This is a genomic window from Pseudomonas sp. UBA6562 (genome assembly GCF_002434265.1).
In the GTDB taxonomy this organism is placed as follows: domain Bacteria; phylum Pseudomonadota; class Gammaproteobacteria; order Pseudomonadales; family Pseudomonadaceae; genus Aquipseudomonas.
On the sequence record NZ_DJJS01000006.1, the window covers coordinates 592,241 to 612,903 of the forward strand.

At 67.5% G+C, this 20,663-nt stretch carries 13 protein-coding genes; 11 read left to right on the top strand and 2 right to left on the bottom strand.

Annotated features, from left to right (window positions below; genetic code table 11):
* Positions 1-101 precede the first annotated feature (101 nt).
* From tssE to B4M43_RS10180, 8 genes are read left to right on the top strand one after another with little or no spacing between them, the layout of a single operon-like run.
* A complete protein-coding gene (gene tssE / locus B4M43_RS10145) occupies positions 102-617 on the top strand; it encodes a type VI secretion system baseplate subunit TssE (RefSeq protein WP_296266620.1) in 516 nt (171 codons plus the stop codon).
* Complete coding sequence (tssF, locus tag B4M43_RS10150) at positions 614-2,476, top strand: type VI secretion system baseplate subunit TssF (protein ID WP_296266622.1); 1,863 nt, start codon at positions 614-616, stop codon at positions 2,474-2,476. Before tssE ends, tssF begins: the two co-directional genes overlap by 4 nt.
* Complete coding sequence (tssG, locus tag B4M43_RS10155) at positions 2,440-3,516, top strand: type VI secretion system baseplate subunit TssG (protein ID WP_414707835.1); 1,077 nt, start codon at positions 2,440-2,442, stop codon at positions 3,514-3,516. The genes tssF and tssG overlap by 37 nt, the downstream gene beginning before the upstream one ends.
* Positions 3,509-6,166, top strand: a complete 2,658-nt coding sequence (gene tssH, locus B4M43_RS10160; RefSeq protein WP_296266624.1) for a type VI secretion system ATPase TssH — start codon at positions 3,509-3,511, stop codon at positions 6,164-6,166. Before tssG ends, tssH begins: the two co-directional genes overlap by 8 nt.
* 43 nt (positions 6,167-6,209) lie before the next feature.
* On the top strand, positions 6,210-8,147 hold the full coding sequence (locus tag B4M43_RS10165) for a type VI secretion system tip protein VgrG (RefSeq protein ID WP_296266626.1): 1,938 nt from the start codon (positions 6,210-6,212) through the stop codon (positions 8,145-8,147).
* Between the two features lie 11 nt (positions 8,148-8,158).
* Positions 8,159-8,593: a DcrB-related protein gene (locus B4M43_RS10170; RefSeq protein WP_296266627.1), complete on the top strand. Its 435-nt coding sequence runs from the start codon at positions 8,159-8,161 to the stop codon at positions 8,591-8,593.
* 12 nt (positions 8,594-8,605) lie between these two features.
* Positions 8,606-12,985 carry an RHS repeat-associated core domain-containing protein gene (locus B4M43_RS10175; protein ID WP_296266629.1) on the top strand — a complete coding sequence of 1,460 codons (4,380 nt, stop codon included), beginning with the start codon at positions 8,606-8,608 and terminating at the stop codon, positions 12,983-12,985.
* 2 nt (positions 12,986-12,987) lie between these two features.
* On the top strand, positions 12,988-13,653 hold the full coding sequence (locus B4M43_RS10180; RefSeq protein ID WP_296266631.1) for a hypothetical protein: 666 nt from the start codon (positions 12,988-12,990) through the stop codon (positions 13,651-13,653).
* A 73-nt stretch (positions 13,654-13,726) separates the two neighbouring features.
* Here B4M43_RS10180 and B4M43_RS10185 read toward each other — a convergent pair whose 3' ends face one another.
* Positions 13,727-15,016 carry an OprD family porin gene (locus B4M43_RS10185; RefSeq protein WP_296266633.1) on the bottom strand — a complete coding sequence of 430 codons (1,290 nt, stop codon included), beginning with the start codon at positions 15,014-15,016 and terminating at the stop codon, positions 13,727-13,729.
* Between the two features lie 487 nt (positions 15,017-15,503).
* Positions 15,504-16,610 (bottom strand): agmatine deiminase, encoded by a 1,107-nt coding sequence (gene aguA, locus B4M43_RS10190; protein ID WP_296266634.1) that lies wholly within the window; start codon positions 16,608-16,610, stop codon positions 15,504-15,506.
* Positions 16,611-16,938: 328 nt separating this feature from the next.
* Here aguA and B4M43_RS10195 point away from each other — a divergent pair, with 328 nt between their 5' ends.
* Genes B4M43_RS10195 through B4M43_RS10205 form a run of 3 tightly spaced genes read left to right on the top strand, consistent with a single transcriptional unit; the run spans position 16,939 to position 20,602 of the window.
* Positions 16,939-18,753 (top strand): sensor histidine kinase, encoded by a 1,815-nt coding sequence (locus B4M43_RS10195; RefSeq protein WP_296266636.1) that lies wholly within the window; start codon positions 16,939-16,941, stop codon positions 18,751-18,753.
* The gene (locus tag B4M43_RS10200) at positions 18,750-20,150 is read left to right on the top strand and encodes a sigma-54-dependent transcriptional regulator (RefSeq protein WP_296266638.1); all 1,401 of its coding nucleotides are present in this window, start codon (positions 18,750-18,752) and stop codon (positions 20,148-20,150) included. Before B4M43_RS10195 ends, B4M43_RS10200 begins: the two co-directional genes overlap by 4 nt.
* A complete protein-coding gene (locus tag B4M43_RS10205) occupies positions 20,147-20,602 on the top strand; it encodes a YiiD C-terminal domain-containing protein (RefSeq protein ID WP_296266640.1) in 456 nt (151 codons plus the stop codon). Before B4M43_RS10200 ends, B4M43_RS10205 begins: the two co-directional genes overlap by 4 nt.
* Positions 20,603-20,663 lie beyond the last annotated feature (61 nt).

Consider the following 20,663-nt stretch of genomic DNA (forward strand, 5'->3'; position numbering starts at 1 on the left):
GTTCGCCGCTCGCCCTGCCTGCGTAGGCACGGGCGGCCGGCGCCCCGATCCACCCGCGAAGGGCCCCACGCACACCGCCGCCCCGCCAAAGGACCCCCTCCGTGCTCACCGACCTCGCCGCGCGCGACCGCCTGCAACCCTCGCTGCTCGACCGTCTGACCGACGACGACCCCGGCAACCCGCAGGAAGCCCCCGACAAGCGCGTGCTGTCGCTGCAGCAGCTCAAGGCTTCGGTGCTGCGCGACCTGACCTGGCTGCTCAACACCACCGCCCTGCTCGACGCCGACGCTACCCTCGGCACGCCCGCAGGCGCTTCGGTGCTCAACTACGGCCTGCCGGCGCTGGCCGGCAACAGTGCCTCGAACATCGACATCGGCCTGCTGGAGCAGATCATCCACCAGGCCATCGTCACCTACGAACCGCGCATCCTCGCCAATACCCTGCGCGTGCGCGCCCAGGCCGCGCCCGGCGAGATGAACGCCAACGCCCTGAGCTTCGAAATCGAAGGCGACCTGTGGGCGCAACCCGCCGCCTTGCCTTTGCTGTTGCAGACCGACCTCGACCTGGAGTCAGGGCAGGTCCGGGTGGCGCCGCTGCTGCGCAGGAGGCGCGCATGAATCCACGTCTGCTGGAGCTGTACAACCAGGAGTTGCAGCACATCCGCGAGGGCGCGGCGGAGTTCGCCAAGGAATACCCCAAGATCGCCGGGCGCCTGACCCTGTCGGGCATCGACTGCGCCGACCCTTATGTGGAGCGGTTGCTCGAAGGCTTCGCCTACCTCACAGCGCGGGTGCAGCTCAAGCTCGACGCCGAGTACCCGACCTTCACCCACAACCTGCTGGAAATCGCCTACCCGCACTACCTGGCCCCGACCCCGTCGATGACCGTGGTGCAGTTGCAGACCGACCCCAACGAAGGCTCGCTCGGCGAAGGTTTCCCGTTGCCACGCGGCAGCACCCTGCGCGCCAACCTGGGCCGCGACTCGCAGACCCCGTGCGAATTTCGCAGCACCCAGGACGTCACCCTGTGGCCACTGGAAGTGGCCCGCGCGCAGTACTTCGGCAACCCGGGCGCGGTGCTCGGCCGCCTGGCCAGCAGCGCGCCCACGGCCCGCGCCGGCCTGCGCCTGACCCTGCGCAGCGGCGCCGAAATGCCGTTCGCCAGCCTGCCGCTCACGCATTTGCCGCTGTACCTGCACGGCAACGACGAGACCCCCTACCGCCTCTACGAGCAACTGCTGGGCAACGCCTGCGCGGTGTTCGTGCGCCAGCCGGGCGCCGAGTGGGTGGAGCGCCTCGACCCGCAGCAGGCCCTGCGCCCGTGCGGCTTCGACGACCGCGAAGCGGCGCTGCCGGTGGTGCCGCAGGCGTTCCAGGGCTACCGGCTGTTGCAGGAATACTTCGCCCTGCCGCAGCGCTTCCTGTTCGTCGACTTCGCCGGCCTGGGCCCTGCCGTGCAGCGCTGCGACGGCCATGAGCTGGAAGTGCTGGTGCTGTTCGAGCGCTTCGACGCCAGCCTGGAAAGCGGCGTCGGCAGCCAGCAGTTCGTGCCCTTCTGCACCCCGGCGATCAACCTGTTCCCGCGGCGCCTGGACCGCATCCACCTGAGCGACAAGGTCAACGAGCACCACGTGGTCGCCGACCGTACCCGGCCGGTGGACTTCGAGATCCATTCCCTGCAAGAGGTCACCGGCCACGGCACCGGCCCGCAGCAACCGTTCCTGCCCTTCTATGCCGTACGCGACCCGTCGCGCTACGGCCGCGACCAAGCCTATTACGTGGTGCGCCGCGAGCCGCGGGTGCTGTCGAGCGAGCAGCGGCGCAACGGCACGCGCTCCAGCTACGTGGGCAGCGAAACCTTCATCAGCCTGGTCGATGGCCAGCAGGCGCCCTACCGGCACGACCTGCGCCAACTGGGCCTGAGCGCGCTGTGCAGCAACCGCGACCTGCCGCTGTTCATGGCCGTGGGCGATGCGCGCAGCGACTTCAGCCTGGCCGACAGCGCGCCGGTCAGCGCCGTCCGCTGCCTGGCCGGGCCCAGCCGGCCGCGCGCCAGCCATGCCCACGACAACCGCGCCTGGCGCCTGATCAGCCAGCTGTCGCTCAACTACCTGTCGCTGACCGAGCAAGGCCAGGGCGCGGCGGCGCTGCGCGAACTGCTGCGCCTGTACGGCGACAGCCAGGACAGCGCGCTGCAATTGCAGATCGAAGGCCTGCGCGAGGTGAGCTGCACGCCCTGCACACGGCGCCTGCCGATGCCCGGGCCGATCGTCTTCGGCCGCGGCCTGGAAATCACCCTGACCTTCGACGAGAACGCCTTCCGCGGCACCGGCGTGTTCCTGCTGGGCGCGGTGTTCGAGCGTTTCCTGACCCGCTACGTGTCGATCAACAGCTTCACCGAAACCGTGCTGCGCACCACCGAGCGCGGCGAGATCATGCGCTGGACGGCAAAGCCCGGCCGCAGGCCCACCCTGTGAGCGGCCAAACCGAGCGTGCCGACGCGGCGGGCACGCTGGAGGCCATGCAGGCCGAGCCCTGGCAGTACGATTTCTTCCAGGCCCTGCGCCGTTTGGAGAGCGAGCACCGCCACCTGCCGCGCTTCGGCCATTCGCGGCGCCTGGCCGACGAGCCGGTGCGCCTCGGGCAGCGCCTGGACTGCGCCTTCGCCCCGGCCACCCTGGCGGCGGTGACGCCGGCCGGCGAACATGCGCCGGCGCGCCTGGAACAGTTCTTCTTCGGCCTCGGCGGCCCCAACGGCCCGCTGCCGCTGCACCTCACCGAATACGCCCGCGAGCGCCAGCGCAACCATGCCGACGCCACCAGCAAGGCTTTCATGGACGTGTTCCACCACCGCCTGCTGAGCCTGTTCTACCGCGCCTGGGCCGAGGCCCGGCCGACCGTCAGCCACGACCGCCCCGAAGACGACTATTGGGCCACGCGTCTGGCCGCCCTCAGCGGTCGCGGCCAACCTGCGCTGCAAGGCCAGGGCCCGCTGCCGGACACCGCCAAGCTGCACTATTCCGGGCACCTGGCCGCGCAGACGCGCTACCCCGACGGCCTGTGCGGCATCCTGTCGAACTACTTCGGCGTACCGGTGCGCCTGGAAGAATACGTCGGCCAGTGGCTGGCGCTGCCCGAACGCAGCCAGCTCGGCGTGCGCGCCAGCCGCCTGGGCACCGACCTGTGCCTGGGCCGCCACGTGTGGGACCGCCAGCACAAGTTCCGCCTGTGCCTCGGCCCGCTGACCCTGGCCCAGTACCACGCGCTGCTGCCCGGCGGCCAGGCCTTCGTCGAGCTGGTGGCCTGGGTCGCCGAATACGTCGGCCAGGAACTGGACTGGGACGTCGAACTGACCCTGCAACGCGAACAGGTGCCGGCACTGCGATTGGGCAGCGGTCGGCGCCTGGGTTTCGACACCTGGCTCGGCGAGGTCCGCCGCGACGCCAGCGACCTCAAGCTCGCCCACCACTACGCCACGCTGCCTGCCCCCGACACAAGGAGTCCACACCATGGGTGAAATCAGTCGCGCCGCGCTGTTCGGCAAACTCAACCCGCTCGCCTACAAGGCCATCGAGGCCGCCACGGTATTCTGCAAACTGCGCGGCAACCCCTATGTGGAATTGGTGCATTGGCTGCACCAGCTGCTGCAATTGCAAGACAGCGACCTGCACCGGCTGATCCGCCAGTTCGACCTGGCGCCTGCGCGCCTGGCCGCCGACCTCACCGCCGCCCTGGACCGCCTGCCGCGCGGTTCTACCTCGATCACCGACCTGTCTTCGCAGGTCGAAGAAGCGGTCGAGCGCGGCTGGGTGTACGGCAGCCTGATGTTCGGCGAAAGCCAGGTGCGCAGCGGCTACCTGCTGCTCGGCGTGCTGAAGACGCCCAGCCTGCGCAATGCCCTGCTGGGCCTTTCCGGCGAGTTCGCCAAGCTCAAGGTCGAGGCCCTGAGCGAGCGCTTCGCCGAATACGTGGGCGACTCGCCGGAAAACCACCTGGCCGCCAGCGACGGCTTCAGCGCCGGTGCGCCGGGCGAAGCCAGCGGCGCCGTGGCGCCGGCCGCCCTGGGCAAGCGGGAAGCCTTGCAGCGCTACACGGTCGATCTGACCGAGCAGGCGCGCAGCGGCAAGCTCGACCCCATCGTCGGGCGCGACGAAGAAATCCGCCAGCTGGTCGACATCCTCATGCGCCGCCGGCAGAACAATCCGATCCTCACCGGCGAGGCCGGCGTGGGCAAGACCGCCGTGGTGGAAGGTTTCGCCCTGCGCATCGTCGCCGGGGACGTGCCGCCGGCGCTCAAGGACGTCGAGCTGCGCAGCCTGGATGTAGGCCTGTTGCAGGCCGGGGCCAGCATGAAGGGCGAGTTCGAACAGCGCCTGCGCCAGGTGATCGAGGATGTGCAGGCTTCGCCCAAGCCGATCATCCTGTTCATCGACGAAGCCCACACCCTGGTCGGCGCCGGCGGCGCGGCCGGCACGGGCGATGCCGCCAACCTGCTCAAGCCGGCCTTGGCGCGCGGCAGCCTGCGCACGGTGGCCGCCACCACCTGGGCCGAGTACAAGCAGCACATCGAGAAGGATCCGGCCCTGACCCGCCGTTTCCAGGTGGTGCAAGTGGCCGAGCCGAGCGAAGCCAAGGCCTTGCTGATGATGCGCGGCGTGGCCTCGACCATGGAGCGGCACCACCAGGTGCAGATCCTCGACGAGGCGCTTGAGGCGGCGGTCAAGCTGTCGCACCGCTACATTCCGGCGCGCCAGTTGCCCGACAAGTCGGTCAGCCTGCTCGACACCGCCTGCGCCCGCGTGGCCATCAGCCTGCATGCCGTGCCGGCCGAGGTCGACGACAGCCGCCGGCGCATCGAAGCCTTGCAGGTGGAGTTGCAGATCATCGCTCGTGAACACAGCATCGGCGTCGCCATCGGCCAGCGTCAGGTGCACACCGAGCAGGCCCTGGCCGATGAGCGAACGCGTCTGCAGCAGCTGGAACAGCGCTGGGCCGACGAGAAAGCCCTGGTCGAGCAGCTGCTCGCCACCCGCGCCCAACTGCGCGAGCGCTGCGGCGAGGTCGAGCAGGCCGACGACGCCCTGCGCGACACCTTGACCGACCTGCAACGGCGCCTGAGCGCGCTGCAAGGCGAAACGCCGCTGATCCTGCCCACCGTCGACTACCAGGCCGTGGCCTCGGTGGTGGCCGACTGGACCGGCATCCCGGTGGGGCGCATGGCGCGCAACGAGATCGAGACCGTGCTCAACCTCGACCGCCACTTGGCCCAGCGCATCATCGGCCAGGACCATGCCCTGCAAATGATCGCCAAACGCATCCAGACTTCGCGCGCCGGGCTCGACAACCCCAACAAGCCCATCGGCGTGTTCATGCTCGCCGGCACCTCCGGCGTGGGCAAGACCGAAACCGCCCTGGCCCTGGCCGAAGCCCTGTACGGCGGCGAGCAGAACCTGATCACCATCAACATGAGCGAATTCCAGGAACCGCACACCGTTTCCACCCTCAAGGGCGCGCCACCCGGCTACGTGGGTTACGGCCAGGGCGGGGTGCTGACCGAAGCGGTACGTCGGCGCCCTTACAGCGTGGTGCTGCTCGACGAGGTGGAAAAGGCCCATCCCGACGTGCACGAGCTGTTCTTCCAAGTGTTCGACAAAGGCGTGATGGAAGACGGCGAAGGCCGCCAGATCGATTTCCGCAACACGCTGATTCTGCTCACCACCAACGCCGGCACCGATTTGCTCGCCCAGCTGTGCAAGGACCCGGCCGCCTTGCCCGACCCCGACAGCGTGGCGCGCCAGCTGCGCGGCCCGCTGCTGGAGATCTTCCCGCCCGCCTTGCTCGGCCGCCTGGTGACCATCCCCTACTACCCGCTCAGCGACGCCATGCTCAAGGCCATCACCCGCCTGCAGCTCGAACGCATCCGCGCACGGGTCGAGCACACGCACAAGGTGGCGCTCAGCTACGACGAGGCCGTGGTCGACTTGATCGTCTCGCGCTGCACCGAAACCGAGAGCGGCGGACGGATGATCGACGCCATCCTCACCAATGGCCTGCTGCCGGACATGAGCCGCGAATTCCTCACGCGCCTGCTCGACGGCCAGCCGCTGGGCAGCGTGCACATCGGCTGCCGCGACAACGCGCTGCACTACGATTTCCGTGCACTATGAGTGCCGCGCGCTATGACTTCCGTGCCGCCTGACAGGAACTGACATGCTGTTCACGCAAATCACCCGCCTGGCGCAGGTCACCAGCCCCCTGGGGCCCGATGCGCTGATCCTCGCCGAGATGACCGGCAGCGAAGAGCTGGGCCGGCTGTTCGAGTTCGAGCTGCAACTGACCAGCGACGACCCGGCCATCGACCTCAACCAACTGCTCGGCAAGCCCATGTGCCTGAGCGTGCAGCTGGGCGTGGGCGCGCAGCGCTACTTCCATGGCCTGGTGGCGCGTTGCAGCCAGTCGGTCGACCGCGGGCAGTTCGCCAGCTACCGCGTTACCCTGCGCCCCTGGCTGTGGCTGCTCACGCGCACCAGCGACTGCCGCATCTTCCAGAAGCAGAGCGCCCCGGCCATCGTCAAACAGGTGTTTCGCGACCTCGGCTTCTCGGACTTCGAAGAGCAACTGAGCCGCAGCTACCGCGAGCGCGAGTACTGCGTGCAGTACCGCGAGACCAGCTTCGACTTCGTCAGCCGCCTGCTCGAAGAAGAAGGCATCTATTACTTCTTCCGCCACGAACAGGACCGCCACGTGCTGGTGCTGGCCGACGCCTACGGCGCCCACCAACGCGTGCCGGGCTATGAAACGGTGCCGTTCTTCCCGCCCGACGGCCAGCACCGCGAGCGCGACCACATCAACGACTGGTACCTGGCCCAGGAAGTCCAGTCGGGTTCGCTGGAGCTGAACGACTACGACTTCCAGCGCCCCAGCGCGCGCATCAACGTGCGGTCGGCCATGCCGCGGCCCCACGAAGCCGGCGACTACCCGCTGTTCGACTACCCCGGCGAATACGAACAGGCCGAGCACGGCGAGCACTACGCACGCACGCGCCTGGAGGCCTTGCAGACCCAGCACGAACGGGTCGAGCTCAGCGGCAACGCCCGCGGCCTGGGCAGCGGCCACCTGTTCAACCTCAGCGGTTTCACCCGCGCCGACCAGAACCGCGAATACCTGATCCTGGCCGCGCGCTACCACGTGCTCCAGGAACGTCTGGAGACCGGGGGCGGCAATGGCAGCGCGCAGTTCCACAGCAACCTCAGCTGCATCGACGCGCAGCAGAGCTTCCGCCCTCTGGCCAGCACCCACCGGCCGCAGGTGCGCGGGCCACAGACGGCGATCGTGGTGGGGCCGGCCGGCGAAGAGATCTGGACCGACCAGTACGGGCGGATCAAGGTGCATTTCTATTGGGACCGCCACGACCAGTCGAACGAGAACAGTTCGTGCTGGATTCGCGTCTCGCAGGCTTGGGCCGGCAAGAACTGGGGTTCGATGCAGATTCCGCGCATCGGCCAGGAAGTGATCGTCAGCTTCCTCGAAGGCGACCCCGACCGGCCGATCGTCACCGGCCGGGTGTACAACGCCGAGCAGACCGTGCCCTACGACCTGCCCGGCAGCGCCACCCAGAGCGGCATGAAGAGCCGTTCGAGCAAAGGCGGCTCGCCGGCCAACTTCAACGAAATCCGCATGGAAGACAAAAAGGGCGAAGAGCAGCTCTACGTGCACGCCGAACGCAACATGGACAGCGTGGTGGAGCAGAACGAAACCCTGTCGGTGGGCGCCAACCGCACCCAGTCGGTGGGCCAGATGGAGCAGATCACCATCGGCGCCAGCCGTCTGCGCGCGGTGCGCTTCGACGACGTGACGCTGGTCGGTGCGAGCAAGTCCGACAGCGTCGGCGTCAGCTACCTGCTGGAAGTCGGCAACGTGCTGCGCCTGGTGTGCGGCAAGAGCGTCATCGAGCTCAACGCCAGCGGGCAGATCAACATCAGTTGCGAGCAGTTCAGCTTCCACGCCAAGCAGGACGCCGAGATCAATACCGGCGGCACCCTGGACCTCAACCTCGGCGGCGAGGCGCAGACCAGCGCCGAAGGCCAGGGCGTCCAGAAAGACATCGAAGCCGCAGTCAAAAGCTTGTTCCCCGACAGCGGCCAGTGACGAGACCCCCCATGACCTACCGCCTCAACGAATTCCGCTTCGCCTTGCCCGATGCCGCGTGCCATGACACCAGCATCAACATCCTGCGTTTCGACGCCCTGGGCACGTCGTTGATCGTCAGCCGCAGCCTGTTGGGCGAAGGCGAAACCCTGCAAAGCAATTTCGAAGGCCAGCTGCAGCGCCTGCAGCAACAGGTCAAGGACCTGCGTTTGCAGCCCGTCACCGCGATCAAGGTTGGCCAGGCCCAGGACATCGACGCCCTGGAACTGAGCAGCCAGTTCAGCAAAGGCGCGGACAAGGTCTACCAATACCAGCTGGCCCTGCTGCTGCCCGGCACGCGCAAGCTGTTCGCCTTGAGCTACGTCAAGGCCCAGCCGTTGGGCGACGCCGAGGCCGCGCAGTGGGCGCAGGTCAAGGGTTCGCTCGACTTCGACAACCTGGGCTGACGGGCCGCGCCGATGTCTGACGCATTCTGGGCCGCCCGCGAAGGCGATGCGCTGCTGCACACTTCGATGCTGGCCGATATCGTCGGCGGCGTCCTGGAGATCGCCGCCACCGCCGCCATCGGCGCTCTGGCCACCGCCGCCGTGGCCGCCGCCTTCGGCCTGACCGTGGCCACCGGCGGGCTGGGCTGTTTCGTGCTCGGCGCGGTGGTGGGCGTGGTGGTCGGTGTGGCGATGGCCAAGACCGGCGCCGACACCGGGCTCAGTCGATTGTGCGAGGGCATCGGCAATGCCCTGTCCCCGCCGACTGTCCAGGCCACCATCGCCACCGGCTCGCGCGACACCCACATCAACGGCAAGCCCGCCGCGCGCGCCGCCGGCATCGTGCTGGCGCCGCTCGCGCCGCTGGAGAACGAGCAGGTCGCCGACCAGGCCCAGGCCAACGCAGAGGAAGAAACCTTCCTCGACATGGCCAAGGGGTTCTTCTCGCAGCTGTGGCGCCCCACCGTCGCCAGCCCCGCGCCCAACACCCAGGAAGCCAACGACGACAAGGTCCTGTGCAGCAAGCACCCGCCCATGCCGCCGCAATACCTGGCCGAAGGTTCGAGCAAGGTCATGATCAACGGCCACCCCGCCGTGCGCAGCGGCGACCGCAGCACCTGCGAGGCGGTGGTGGCGGACGGCGGGCTGGTCTCGGACAACGTGCGCATCGGCGGTGAGCCGATCGTGGTGCGCGAGATCCGCAGCGGCAAGACGCCGGGGGTGGGGTTGGCGGTGTCGGCGTTGATGCTGCTGCGCGGGCGCGGGAGCAAGTTCTTCAGCCGCTTCGGTTGCATGGTGATCGGCGGCGCGACCAGTTACGTCACCGGGCAGGTCAGCGGCGCGCTGACCCGCGCCATGAGCGCTTCGCCCAATCCGGTGCACGCCGCCACCGGGGCCAAGGTGCTGTGTGGCGACGACGACCTGGACTTCAGCGTGCAAGCGCTGATGCCCATCGACTGGCAGCGCCTGTACAACAGCCTGGACGAGCGTGCGGACACCCTGTTCGGCAAAGGCTGGAGCACGGCCTATGAAGTCGGCATCGTCATCGCCCACGACGCGGACGGGAACGAGCTGCTGACCCTGCACGACGAACAGGGCCGTGTGGTCGACATGGGCGCCATCGCGCCGGGCGAAGCGGTGTTCAGCGCCGGCGAAGGCCTGAGCGTGCGGCGCGACGTCAGCGGCGACGTGCTGACCGAAAGCCGCGACGGCCTGTACCAGCTGTTCCAGCCCACGCCCGGCCAGCCGAACGTCCTGCGCCTGAGCCAGATGGGCGACCGCAACGACAACCGCATCCACCTCGACTACGACGACCAACAGCGCCTGAGCCAACTGCGCGACCGCTTCGACACCGTCTGCGTGCGGTTGCACTACAGCGCGCAATGGCCACGCCGGGTCGCGGAGGTGGTCGAGTGCGTGGCCTCGCAGGTGCCGCGGCAGTTGGTCGGCTACGCCTACGACCAGACCGGCAACCTGGCCCAGGTGGTCGATGGCCAAGGCCAGGTGCTGCGCACGTTCGCCTACGACGCCGCGCAACGCCTGAGCGAACACCGCACCCGCAGCGGCCTGCGCTGCTTCTACGAATGGGTACCGTGTGGCGACGGTGCGCGAGTGGTGCGGCACTGGACCGATGCTGGCGACAGCTACCGGATCGAGTACGACACGCAGGCCGGCACCACCAGGGTCACCGACGGCCTGCAACGCACCAGCGTGCACACCTGGAACGCGCAGTACCAGATCACCTCGCACACCAACGCGCTCGGCCAGTGCTGGCGCTTCGAATGGGACGAAGAGCGCCAGTTGCTCGGCGCCATCGACCCGGGCGAAGGTACGTGGCGTTTCGCCTACGACGCGGCGGGCAACCTGCTCGAACGTCTCGACCCGCTCGGGCGCAGCGACGCCACGACCTGGCTGGAACACTGGTCGTTGCCGCGCACGCAGACCGATGCGGCCGGCAACGTCCAGCGCTTCGCCTACGACCAGCGCGGCAACTGCATCGCGCACACCGACCCACTGGGCGGCAAGACGCTGTACCGCTTCGACGCCCAAGGCTGCGTCACCCAGATCACCGATGCCCTGGGCGCGCGGCAGACCCTGGAATGGGACCTGCGCGGCCTGCTGCTGCGCCAGACCGATTGCTCCGGCCATGCCACGCGGCTGCGCCACGACGCCAACGGGCACTTGCTGAGCATCACCAATGCCCTCGGCGAAACGACCCTCTACCAGCACGACCCCTCGGGCCGGCTGTTGCAGATCACCCAAGCGGATGGGCGCATCGAGCAGTACCAGCACGATGCGGCCGACCATCGGCTGCGCTACGTCGACCCCGCCGGGCACGTCACCGCCAACACCTATGACCGCCGTGGGCAGTTGCTGACCTCGCGCGATGCGTTCGGGCATCGCGTGGAGCATCGCTACGACGACTACGGTCGCCTGATCGCCACCCGCAACGAAAACGGCCAGGCCTATCGCTTCGAGTGGGACGCCGCCGATCGGTTGATCGCCGAGCACAACCTCGACGCCAGTTGCCGGCGCTACGCCTACGACCTGCAAGACAACCTGGTGCGCGTCGACTTCCTGCCCGCCCCCGGCAGCCCCGACGCGCCCATCGTGCACGAGATGCGTTTCGATGCCGCAGGCCGATTGTTGGCGCGCACCACATCCGATGGCTGTACCGAATACACCTACGACCCCCTCGACAACCTGTTGCGCCTGCGCTTCACCGACAAGCATGGCGTCAGCCAGCCGTTGGCGTTCAGCTACGACGCCCTGGGCCGGGTACTCGAAGAGCAGGCCGCCTCCGGCACCCTCGTTCACGAATACGACGCGGTGGGCAACCTGGCCCGCACCGGGCTGTCGGACGGGCGCTGGATCAATCGGCTGTACTACGGCAGCGGGCACCTGCACCAGGTGAACGTCGACGGCAGGCTGGTCAGCGACTTCGAGCGCGACCGCTTGCACCGCGAAACGCTGCGTACCCAGGGTGGCCTGGCCACCCACAGCGAGTACGACAGCGCAGGCCGCCTGCGCGCACGGCTACGGCGCACCGCCGGGCAGCCGGTGCAGCGCCTGCCGGTGGCCGAACAGCGCTGGGCCTACGACCTGCTGGACAATCTGGCCTCGCGCTACACCCGCGAGGGCGCCGGCGACGCTTGGAAAACCCTCAACCACGATGCCACCGGCCGTATCGTCGCCTGCGAAGAGACCCGCCGAGGCCGCGCCGAACACCTGCGTTACGATCCGGCCGGCAACCTGCTCGACCCTGCGCAACCGGGCGCGGGCCGGGTGCAGGACGATCGCCTGCTGACCTTCGAAGACAAAGGCTACCGCTACGATGGCTTCGGCCGGCTCAGGGAAAAGCGCAGCCGCCAGTACGGCACCCAGCACTTCGAGTACGACGCCGAACATCGGCTGATTCGCATACGCACCCTGCAACCGGGCCGCGAGCGGCTGCTGCACCTGCGCTACGACCCCATGGGCCGGCGCATCGCCAAGACCGAAACGACCCTCGATGGGCTGGTGCTCGGGCACACCGACTTCGTCTGGGACGGGCTGCGGCTGATCGCCGAGCGGCGCAACGGCCATTTCACGCTGTACCTGTACGTCGACGACGGTCACGCGCCTTTGGCACGCATCGATGGCTCGGGCGCCCACCAACGCCTGCGCCACTACCACACCGACCTCAACGGTCTGCCCGAGCAACTCACCGACGACCAGGGCGAGCAGCAATGGCGCGCCAGCTACGCCACCTGGGGCCGTACCCGCGAAGAACATTGCGCGGTGGGCTTCGCCGACGAGCAGAACCTGCGCTTCCAGGGGCAGTACCTGGATCGGGAAAGCGGGCTGCATTACAACCTGTTCCGCTACTACGATCCGGATGTGGGCAGGTTCACGCAGCCCGATCCGATCGGCCTGGCGGGTGGGCTGAACCTGTATGCGTATGCGCCGAACCCCTTCACCTGGATCGATCCATGGGGGTTGCTCAACGAGGGGGAGACGGCGGGGTATGGGGCCAAGGCGCACAGGAACGATGGCCGCGAGGCGCATGAGGTGCTGCGTAATAAGTTCTTGCAGGACAAGGGGCTGGCCAAGCCCAACCGCCGTATGCGCGGCAACCCCTCCATCGCCCTTAGCCCCAAGAACCACGACGCCGTCCACTTGGAAGAAAATGCCCTACGCAAACAGATGGGCCTGAAACCCAATCAAATGCTGCGCAGGGGCAAACTGGAAATTCGGCTGATGTCCCAAGCCATCTATAACTCCATGGTCCAGAAAAACAAAATGACCATCCAGCAACTGAGAACCGCCAGGCGCTACGCAAAATCGTTCGCCAAAAGCAAAGGGTGTTACTGACCATGAGCGACAACAAGATCATCTTTTCCGATCACGACGAGGGGTTGGGCCAGGTCGGCGGCGGTGCGTTTCTGGAGGATAGTGCGCTATGGCCAAAAGCGCCTGACTCCGGCGAACCGATGACGCCACTGATGACCCTCACCGAGCGTTTCCTACCCGTCAAGTTCGTTCCCGAAGGCATGGCATTGACCGTCTTCATCGTCGTCCGCCAACAGGCGGGCCATTTCAACCGGGCCACGCAGCGCCACTACACGGTCAATCAGAACAGTGAGCTTGGGACCGCCTGTAAAAGCGGTTATGCCCGTGTGGTCCTGCACACGCTGAGCGAACGAGCGTTGTGGCCGACGCCGGGCACGCCCTTGTTGCCCCGTAAGTTCATCAATTTCCAAGCGATGAGCGAAGAGGAAGTGGACGAGGAACTCGAGGACGAAGACAGCGGCATCGAACTGAGCAAGCCGCTGGGGCGGCCGTCATGGCTGCAAGACCCGATCCATGGCTCGGCCCGCCATGTGTTTCTCATGCAGCTCCTGGAGGCCGACATCGTTGCCTGGAGCCCCGAGCACGAGGGGCTTTTCGCCGAAGGCATCGGTTATGTCTACCTCGACAAGCAGGCTCGAAGGGGCAAGCAAGGCGATGAAGGCGGCTACTTCTTCATTCAGTTCACCTGAGCGCCTGCTCTGCGCTTGAAACGAAACAGCCCCGGTCTATACCGGGGCTGTTCACGTATCGCCTAGATGCCTATCAGAAAATGCTGATCGGATACTCGACGAACACGCGCACTTCGTTGCCGTCGTCGTTGTAGCCGTTCTGGCGCACGCTCTCGGACGTACGCAGGATCGAGCTGCGCAGTTTCACCGAGAGGTCCTTGGCCGGGCCTTCCTGGACCACGTAGCGCACCTGGTTGAAGATTTCGCGCTCCTTGCCTTCGCCGAAGCCGTGGGTGTTGATGTTGTCGCCACGCACGTAGGCCACTTTGTAGGTCAGGCCGGGGACGCCCAGCTCGGCGAAGTTCAGGTCGTAGGCCACCTGCCAGGAGCGCTCGTCTTCGGCGTTGAAGTCCGACCAGTAGGAGTTGGCCAGGTAGATGCTCGAGCCGCCGTCGCCGACGCCGCCGCGGTTCTGGTACCAGCCGTAGTTGTAGCCGGTGCTGCCGGTGCTGCGCTGGTGCGCCAGGGTCAGGGCGTGCGGGCCGAAGGCCCAGGTGGCGGCCAGGCTCCAGATGGTGTTGCGGTCGCCGGTCAGGCCGGCGGCGTTGACGTAGCGGTTGTTGATGTCGCTCTTGTAGCCGTTGAAGTCCAGGGTCAGGGACTGGTCGTCGGCCAGGGGGTGCACGTAGTTCAGGCCCAGGTAGTGCTTGCGCAGCACGTCTTCGACTTGCGAGGTGTACAGCGAACCGGTCAGGCGATCGTTGAAGTGGTAGGTGCCGCCGAGCACGTCGATCGACTTCAGGCCACCGCTGTCACGGCCTTCCATGCTCTTGCGCGCTTCCTGGGTGAAGTGGCCGGCGTTGACTTCCAGGCCTTCGATTTCCTTGGAAGTGATCAGCGTGCCGGTGAAGCTTTCCGGCAGCAGGCGGGCGTCGTCGTGTTGCAGCACCGGCAGCGACGGCATCTGGTCGCCGTACTTGAGCACGGTGTTGGAAACGCGGAACTTCACCGCGGCGCCACCGCGCGCCAGGTTGTGCGGCGAGCGGCCCGAGCCGTCTTCGCTGGGCTTGAAGAAATCGATGCCGGCGCCGCCGTTGCGGCCGCGGCCGCCGTCCAGGCGCAGCGCATACAGGCCGAACGCATCGACGCCGACGCCGACGGTGCCTTGGGTGAACCCGGAGGAGAAGGTACCGATGAACGCCTGGCCCCACTCGGCCTGGTCGGAGCTGCCGTGCTTCTTGTCGCGGTTGATGTAGGCGTTGCGCAGCAGCACCTTGGCGTGGCTGTCTTCGACGAAGCCGGCGCTGTTGGCCTGGTCGTTGGCCTGGGCCTGGGTGGCGCCGAACAGGGCCAGGGCGAGAAGGCTGATCCGGGTGTTGAACATGGTGTTTTTCCTTAATCACGAACTCAAGACAGGCTGCGCCAGGCAGGCCGGCATCGAGACCTGCGCGAAAGCGTGACAGCGCAACGAACGACAGGCTGGACCGACTCGGCCATCCATGAGGGGTGGCATCCTAGGCCAGGGTTGTCGGGAATGTCAAAAAATCGTGAAAAGCATAACTTTATAACCAGATAGCGTTATGCGGGCAGTGGATTTGAATGGGAAAACGCTTGGAAAGGGTGATTTTTCTCAAGCTGAAGATTCTGAGGGCGGGGTAGGAATATTCGGAACAAGATGCAGGATTTAGGGAGCGACGCTCGCATTCACCCGCCGATGATCCGCACAGCGGCGTCCTCGGGCAGCGACAGTAGTGCAGGTGAAACCGCCCTGCCTGCGGTAGGCGTTTTCGCGGCGTAAACGTGGAAAGCACAACGCCGGCGACCCATCGCTACGGGCAGCCGGCGTTGCAGGTGGCGAAACGGCTAGCGGCTCAGCGCTTCACCGGCGCCGGCTGCTGCTGCGTCAGGCAGTGGATGTTGCCGCCGCCCAGCAGCAACTCACGCCCCGGAATCATCACCACTTCGTGGTCCGGGAACAGCGCGGTGAGGATCTCCAGCGCCTCGTCATCGGCCGGGTCGTCGAAGCGTGGGGCGATGATGCCGCCGTTGACGATCAGGAAGTTCACGTAGGAGCCGGCCAGTCGCACCGACGGATCGCGCTCCTGGCTGCCGACCACGTGATCGACCCCGGCGCACTCTTCCTCGGTGGCGAACAGCGGCCCCGGAATCGGCATCTTGTGCACGATGAACGGCCGGCCCTTGGCGTCGCGGCTGTCCTCCAGCACCTGCAGGGCGGCCTGGCAACGTGGGTAGTTGGGATTCTCGGGATCGTCGGTCCAGGCCAGCAGCACCTCGCCGGGGCGTACGTAGCAGCAGAAGTTGTCCACATGGCCGTCGGTTTCGTCGTTGTACAGGCCGTCGGGCAGCCAGATCACCCGTTCCACCGCCAACTGTTCGGCGAGCACCGCTTCGATCTGCTCGCGGGTCAGGTGCGGGTTGCGGTTGCGGTTGAGCAGGCACTCTTCGGTGGTGATCAGCGTCCCTTCGCCGTCGACGTGGATCGAGCCGCCTTCGAGCACGAAGCCTTCGGTGTGGTAGCGCTGGCAGCGCTCCATTTCCAGCACCTTGGTGGCCAGTTCCGAATCGCGGTTCCACGGCGCGTAGAGGCCGCCGTCGAAGCCGCCCCAAGCGTTGAAATCCCAGTCCACACCGCGCACTTCGCCGTGGTCGTCGATGACGAAGGTCGGGCCGGAGTCACGCACCCAGGCGTCGTCGCTGCTCATTTCCACCACACGGATGTTGGGCAGGTCGAGCTGGCGCTGGGCATTGCGGTACTGCGCGGCCGACACGGCCACGGTCACCGGCTCGAAGCGGGCGATGGCCTTGGCCAGGGTGACGTGGGCGGCCTGCGCCGGCTTGCCGCCCAGACGCCAGTTGTCGGGGCGCTCAGGCCAGACCATCCAGACCTGGGTTTGCGGCGCCCACTCGGCAGGCATGTGGAAACCATCGGCGCGCGGCGTTGTGGTGCGGGTTTTCATGGGTGACCTCTGCAATGCCGGCGCCTAGGCCCCGGAACGATGAGTGAAGTGAGCCACTTTATAGTCGATAAATATCCGCTTTTAAAGCTGGCATATCGATTACTGATGAGTGGGTCCGGAGCCATGTCCGATTTTTATCGAGCGGTAGTGATGTCGTATCTAGTGGGCTAGAGCGGTTTCCTCCAGCATTCGCTCCATTCGGTCGACGAACACCCTCTTCCCTGGCCTGCGTACCGCCAGCAGCGATACCACCGCCGCGCCAGGCGAGGTTCGAGGTGCGCAACGAAGTGGCGCATAATGGCCGCCTCTCTGACTGGCAAACCTGGCGATGATTTCCACCTCTACCCCTCCCCGTCGCCCACGCTGGCGCAGCCTGGCCCTGCTGGCCCTGTGCCTGGCGCCGCTGCTGTGGCCCCTGCACCACTTGGCCGAGCGCTACTACCAGGACCAGCTCGCCTCGCAGAACCGCCAGACCCTCGACCTCTACGTCGCCAACCTGCTCGGCACCCTGCACCGCTACGAAACCCTGCCGCAGATCCTCAGCGAACTGCCGGCGCTGCGCGGGGTGCTCGACGACCCCTTCCGCCTCGAATCGGTGACCAACGCCAACCGCCTGCTCAAGGAGATCGCCCAGCAGACCGGCGCCGAGGTGATGTACCTGATGGACGTCAGCGGCAACACCCTGGCCGCTTCCAACTGGGACAAGCGCGACACCTTCGTGGGCCGCAACTTCGCCTTCCGCCCGTATTTCATCGAAGCCATGCAGGGCAAACTCGGGCGCTTCTTCGGCCAGGGCACCACCTCGGCCAAGCGTGGCTATTTCTTCGCCGCTGCCGTGCGTGAACACGGCCGGGTGGCCGGCGTGCTGGTGGTCAAGGTCGATCTGGACCACACCGAAACCCTGTGGGGCCGCACACCCGAACAACTGCTGCTGACCGACCAGAACGGCGTGGTGGTGCTGACCTCGCGTCCGGACTGGCGCTTCCGCGCCACGCGCCCCTTGAGCGAGGCCGAGCGGCAGGCCATCGTCGCCATCCAGCCCTACCCGACCCAGGCACCGCAGCCGCTGGTGCTCGGCCCCGGCACCTGGATCAGCCAGACCCGCGACATCCGCGAGACCGGCTGGCAGGTCAGCATCCTGGCGCCGCAGCAATTGGTCGACCGCTCGGTGCAGACGGTGATGGCCATCGGTGCCGCAACCTTGCTGGTGCTGATGCTGCTGGCCGGGCTGGTGATGCAGCGGCGGCGCCACTACATCGACCGCATCGGCTTCGAAGCACACGCCCGGCAGGAGCTGGAAAAGCGCGTGATCGAACGTACCGCCGCCCTCGAAGGGCTCAACACCCGGCTCAAGAGCGCGGTGCTGGAGCGCGAGAACGCCCAGCAGGAGCTGGTGCAGGCCCAGGACGAACTGGTCCAGGCCGGCAAGCTGTCGGTGCTCGGCACCATGTCGGCGAGCATCAGCCACGAGCTCAACCAGCCGCTGGCGGCGATCCGCAGCTATGCCGAAAATGCCGAAGTGCTGCTCGACCACCAACGCACCGAAGATGCGCGCGGCAACCTCAAGCTGATCGGCGAACTGACCGGGCGCATGGCCTCGATCATCGCCCACCTGCGCGCCTTCGCCCGGCGCGACCGCCACGCGCCGGAAAGCGTGGCCCTGCAACCGGCCCTGGACGATGCCCTGGCGCTGCTGGCCAAGCGCCGTCGGGCGATGGCGGTGGAACTGGTGCGCGACCTGCCCGACGCCACGCTGTGGGTGCAGGCCGGGGAAACGCGCCTGCGCCAGGTGCTGGGCAACCTGCTGGCCAACGCGCTGGACGCGCTCACCGAAAAGGCCAACCCGCGCACGCTGTGGCTGAGTGCCGAAACCCGCGAAGAGCACGTCCACCTGCTGATCCGCGACAACGGCCCGGGCTTCAGCAGCCAGGCTCTGGCCCACGCGCGCGAACCCTTCTTCACCACCAAGACCCGCACCCAGGGCCTAGGCCTGGGCCTGGCGATCTGCGACAGCCTGATGCGCACCCTGGGCGGCGAGCTGCTGCTGGCCAACCACCCCGAGGGCGGCGCGCTGCTGACCCTGCGCCTGCGCGTGGCCCCGGCGGGCGTGAACCTGCAATCTTCGGAGGACCCTTCGGCATGACCGACCCGATCGACAGCCAGACCCAGGTGATCCTGGTCGACGACGACCCTCACCTGCGCCAGGCCCTGAGCCAGACCCTGGACCTGGCCGGGCTCAAGGTCACCGCGCTGAGCGATGCCCAAGGCCTGGCCGAGCGCATCGCCGCCGACTGGCCGGGGGTGGTGGTCAGCGACATCCGCATGCCGGGCATCGATGGCCTGCAACTGCTGGAACAGCTGCACGCCAGCGACCCGGAGCTGCCGGTGCTGCTGATCACCGGCCACGGCGACGTGCCGCTGGCGGTGCAGGCCATGCGCGCCGGGGCCTACGACTTTCTGGAAAAGCCCTTCGCCAGCGACGCCCTGCTCGACAGCGTGCGCCGCGCCCTGGCCCTGCGCCGCCTGGTGCTCGACAACCGCAGCCTGCGCCTGGCTCTGAGCGACCGCCAGCGCCTGGCGACGCGCCTGCTCGGGCAGTCGCCGACCATGCTGCGCCTGCACGAGCAGATCGGCGCCCTGGCCGGCACCCGCGCCGACGTGCTGATCCTCGGCGAGACCGGCGCGGGCAAGGAGGTGGTGGCGCGCGCGCTGCACGACCTGTCGAGCCGGCGCGACGGGCCGTTCGTGGCGATCAACGCCGGCGCCCTGGCCGAGTCGGTGGTCGAGAGCGAGCTGTTCGGCCATGAGCCGGGCGCCTTCACCGGCGCGCAGAAACGGCGCATCGGCAAGTTCGAGTTCGCCAATGGCGGCACGCTGTTCCTCGACGAGATCGAGAGCATGAGCCTGGACGTGCAGGTCAAGCTGCTGCGCCTGTTGCAGGAACGGGTGGTCGAGCGCCTGGGCGGCAACCAGTTGATCCCGCTGGACATCCGCATCGTCGCCGCGACCAAGGAAGACTTGCGCCAAGCCGCCGACCAGGGCCGTTTCCGCGCCGACCTGTACTACCGGCTGAACGTGGCGTCGCTGCGCATCGCGCCCCTGCGCGAGCGCGGCGACGACATCCTGCTGCTGTTTCAGCACTTCGCCGACGCCGCCAGCCAGCGCCACGGCCTGCCCGCCCACAGCCTGCAACCGGCACAACGGGCGATGCTGCTGCGCCACGACTGGCCAGGCAACGTGCGCGAGTTGCAGAACGCCGCCGAGCGCTTCGCCCTGGGCCTGGAGCTGGCCCTGGACAATCCGCCCGCCGCGCCCGCCAGCGCCGCCCCGGTGCTGCGCAGCGGCCCGCTCAGCGAGCAGGTCGAGCAGTTCGAGCGCTCGCTGATCGCCGCCGAACTGGGCCAGCCGCACAGCTCCATGCGCAGCCTGGCCGAAGCCTTGGGCATGCCGCGCAAGACCTTGCACGACAAGCTGCGCAAACACGGCTTGAGCTTCGAAGGCAGCAGTGGCCACGACGACCACGAGGAGCCGCGCCCATGAGCCAGCCCGCGCACGACTTGCAGCAGGTGCTGCACCACGACATTCCGCTGACCCGCGAGATGGGCCTGGAGGTGCTCGACTGGCAGGCCGGCGCCCTGCGCTTGCGGCTGCCGCTGGCGGCCAACGTCAACCACAAGCACACCATGTTCGGCGGCAGCCTGTATTGCGCGGCGGTGCTGGTGGGCTGGGGGTGGTTGCACCTGAAGCTGCGCGAAGCGGGCATCGACGATGGGCACATCGTCATCCAGCAAGGGCAGATCGACTACCCCTTGCCGGTGACCACAGCAGCGGTGGCCCGCTGCGAGGCGCCGGACGAGGCTTCGTGGCAGCGCTTTCTGGCGATGTACCGACGCCGTGGACGGGCGCGGCTGACGCTGCACACCAGCGTCGCCAATGCCGGCAGCGAAGCGGCGGCGGTGAACTTCACCGGGCAGTATGTGCTGCACCGTTGAGGCCGAACCGAGCCACGGCCTGTGCAGGTCGGATGAGGGGCGCCGTTGGGCCGGCGTTGCG

Coding starts and splice junctions, on each gene's coding strand:
- tssF (WP_296266622.1), top strand. CDS start 614: ATGAATCCACGTCTGCTGGAGCTGTACAACCAGGAGTTGCAGCACATC.
- tssH (WP_296266624.1), top strand. CDS start 3,509: ATGGGTGAAATCAGTCGCGCCGCGCTGTTCGGCAAACTCAACCCGCTC.
- B4M43_RS10165 (WP_296266626.1), top strand. CDS start 6,210: ATGCTGTTCACGCAAATCACCCGCCTGGCGCAGGTCACCAGCCCCCTG.
- B4M43_RS10170 (WP_296266627.1), top strand. CDS start 8,159: ATGACCTACCGCCTCAACGAATTCCGCTTCGCCTTGCCCGATGCCGCG.
- B4M43_RS10175 (WP_296266629.1), top strand. CDS start 8,606: ATGTCTGACGCATTCTGGGCCGCCCGCGAAGGCGATGCGCTGCTGCAC.
- B4M43_RS10180 (WP_296266631.1), top strand. CDS start 12,988: ATGAGCGACAACAAGATCATCTTTTCCGATCACGACGAGGGGTTGGGC.
- B4M43_RS10185 (WP_296266633.1), bottom strand. CDS start 15,016: ATGTTCAACACCCGGATCAGCCTTCTCGCCCTGGCCCTGTTCGGCGCC.
- aguA (WP_296266634.1), bottom strand. CDS start 16,610: ATGAAAACCCGCACCACAACGCCGCGCGCCGATGGTTTCCACATGCCT.
- B4M43_RS10195 (WP_296266636.1), top strand. CDS start 16,939: ATGATTTCCACCTCTACCCCTCCCCGTCGCCCACGCTGGCGCAGCCTG.
- B4M43_RS10200 (WP_296266638.1), top strand. CDS start 18,750: ATGACCGACCCGATCGACAGCCAGACCCAGGTGATCCTGGTCGACGAC.
- B4M43_RS10205 (WP_296266640.1), top strand. CDS start 20,147: ATGAGCCAGCCCGCGCACGACTTGCAGCAGGTGCTGCACCACGACATT.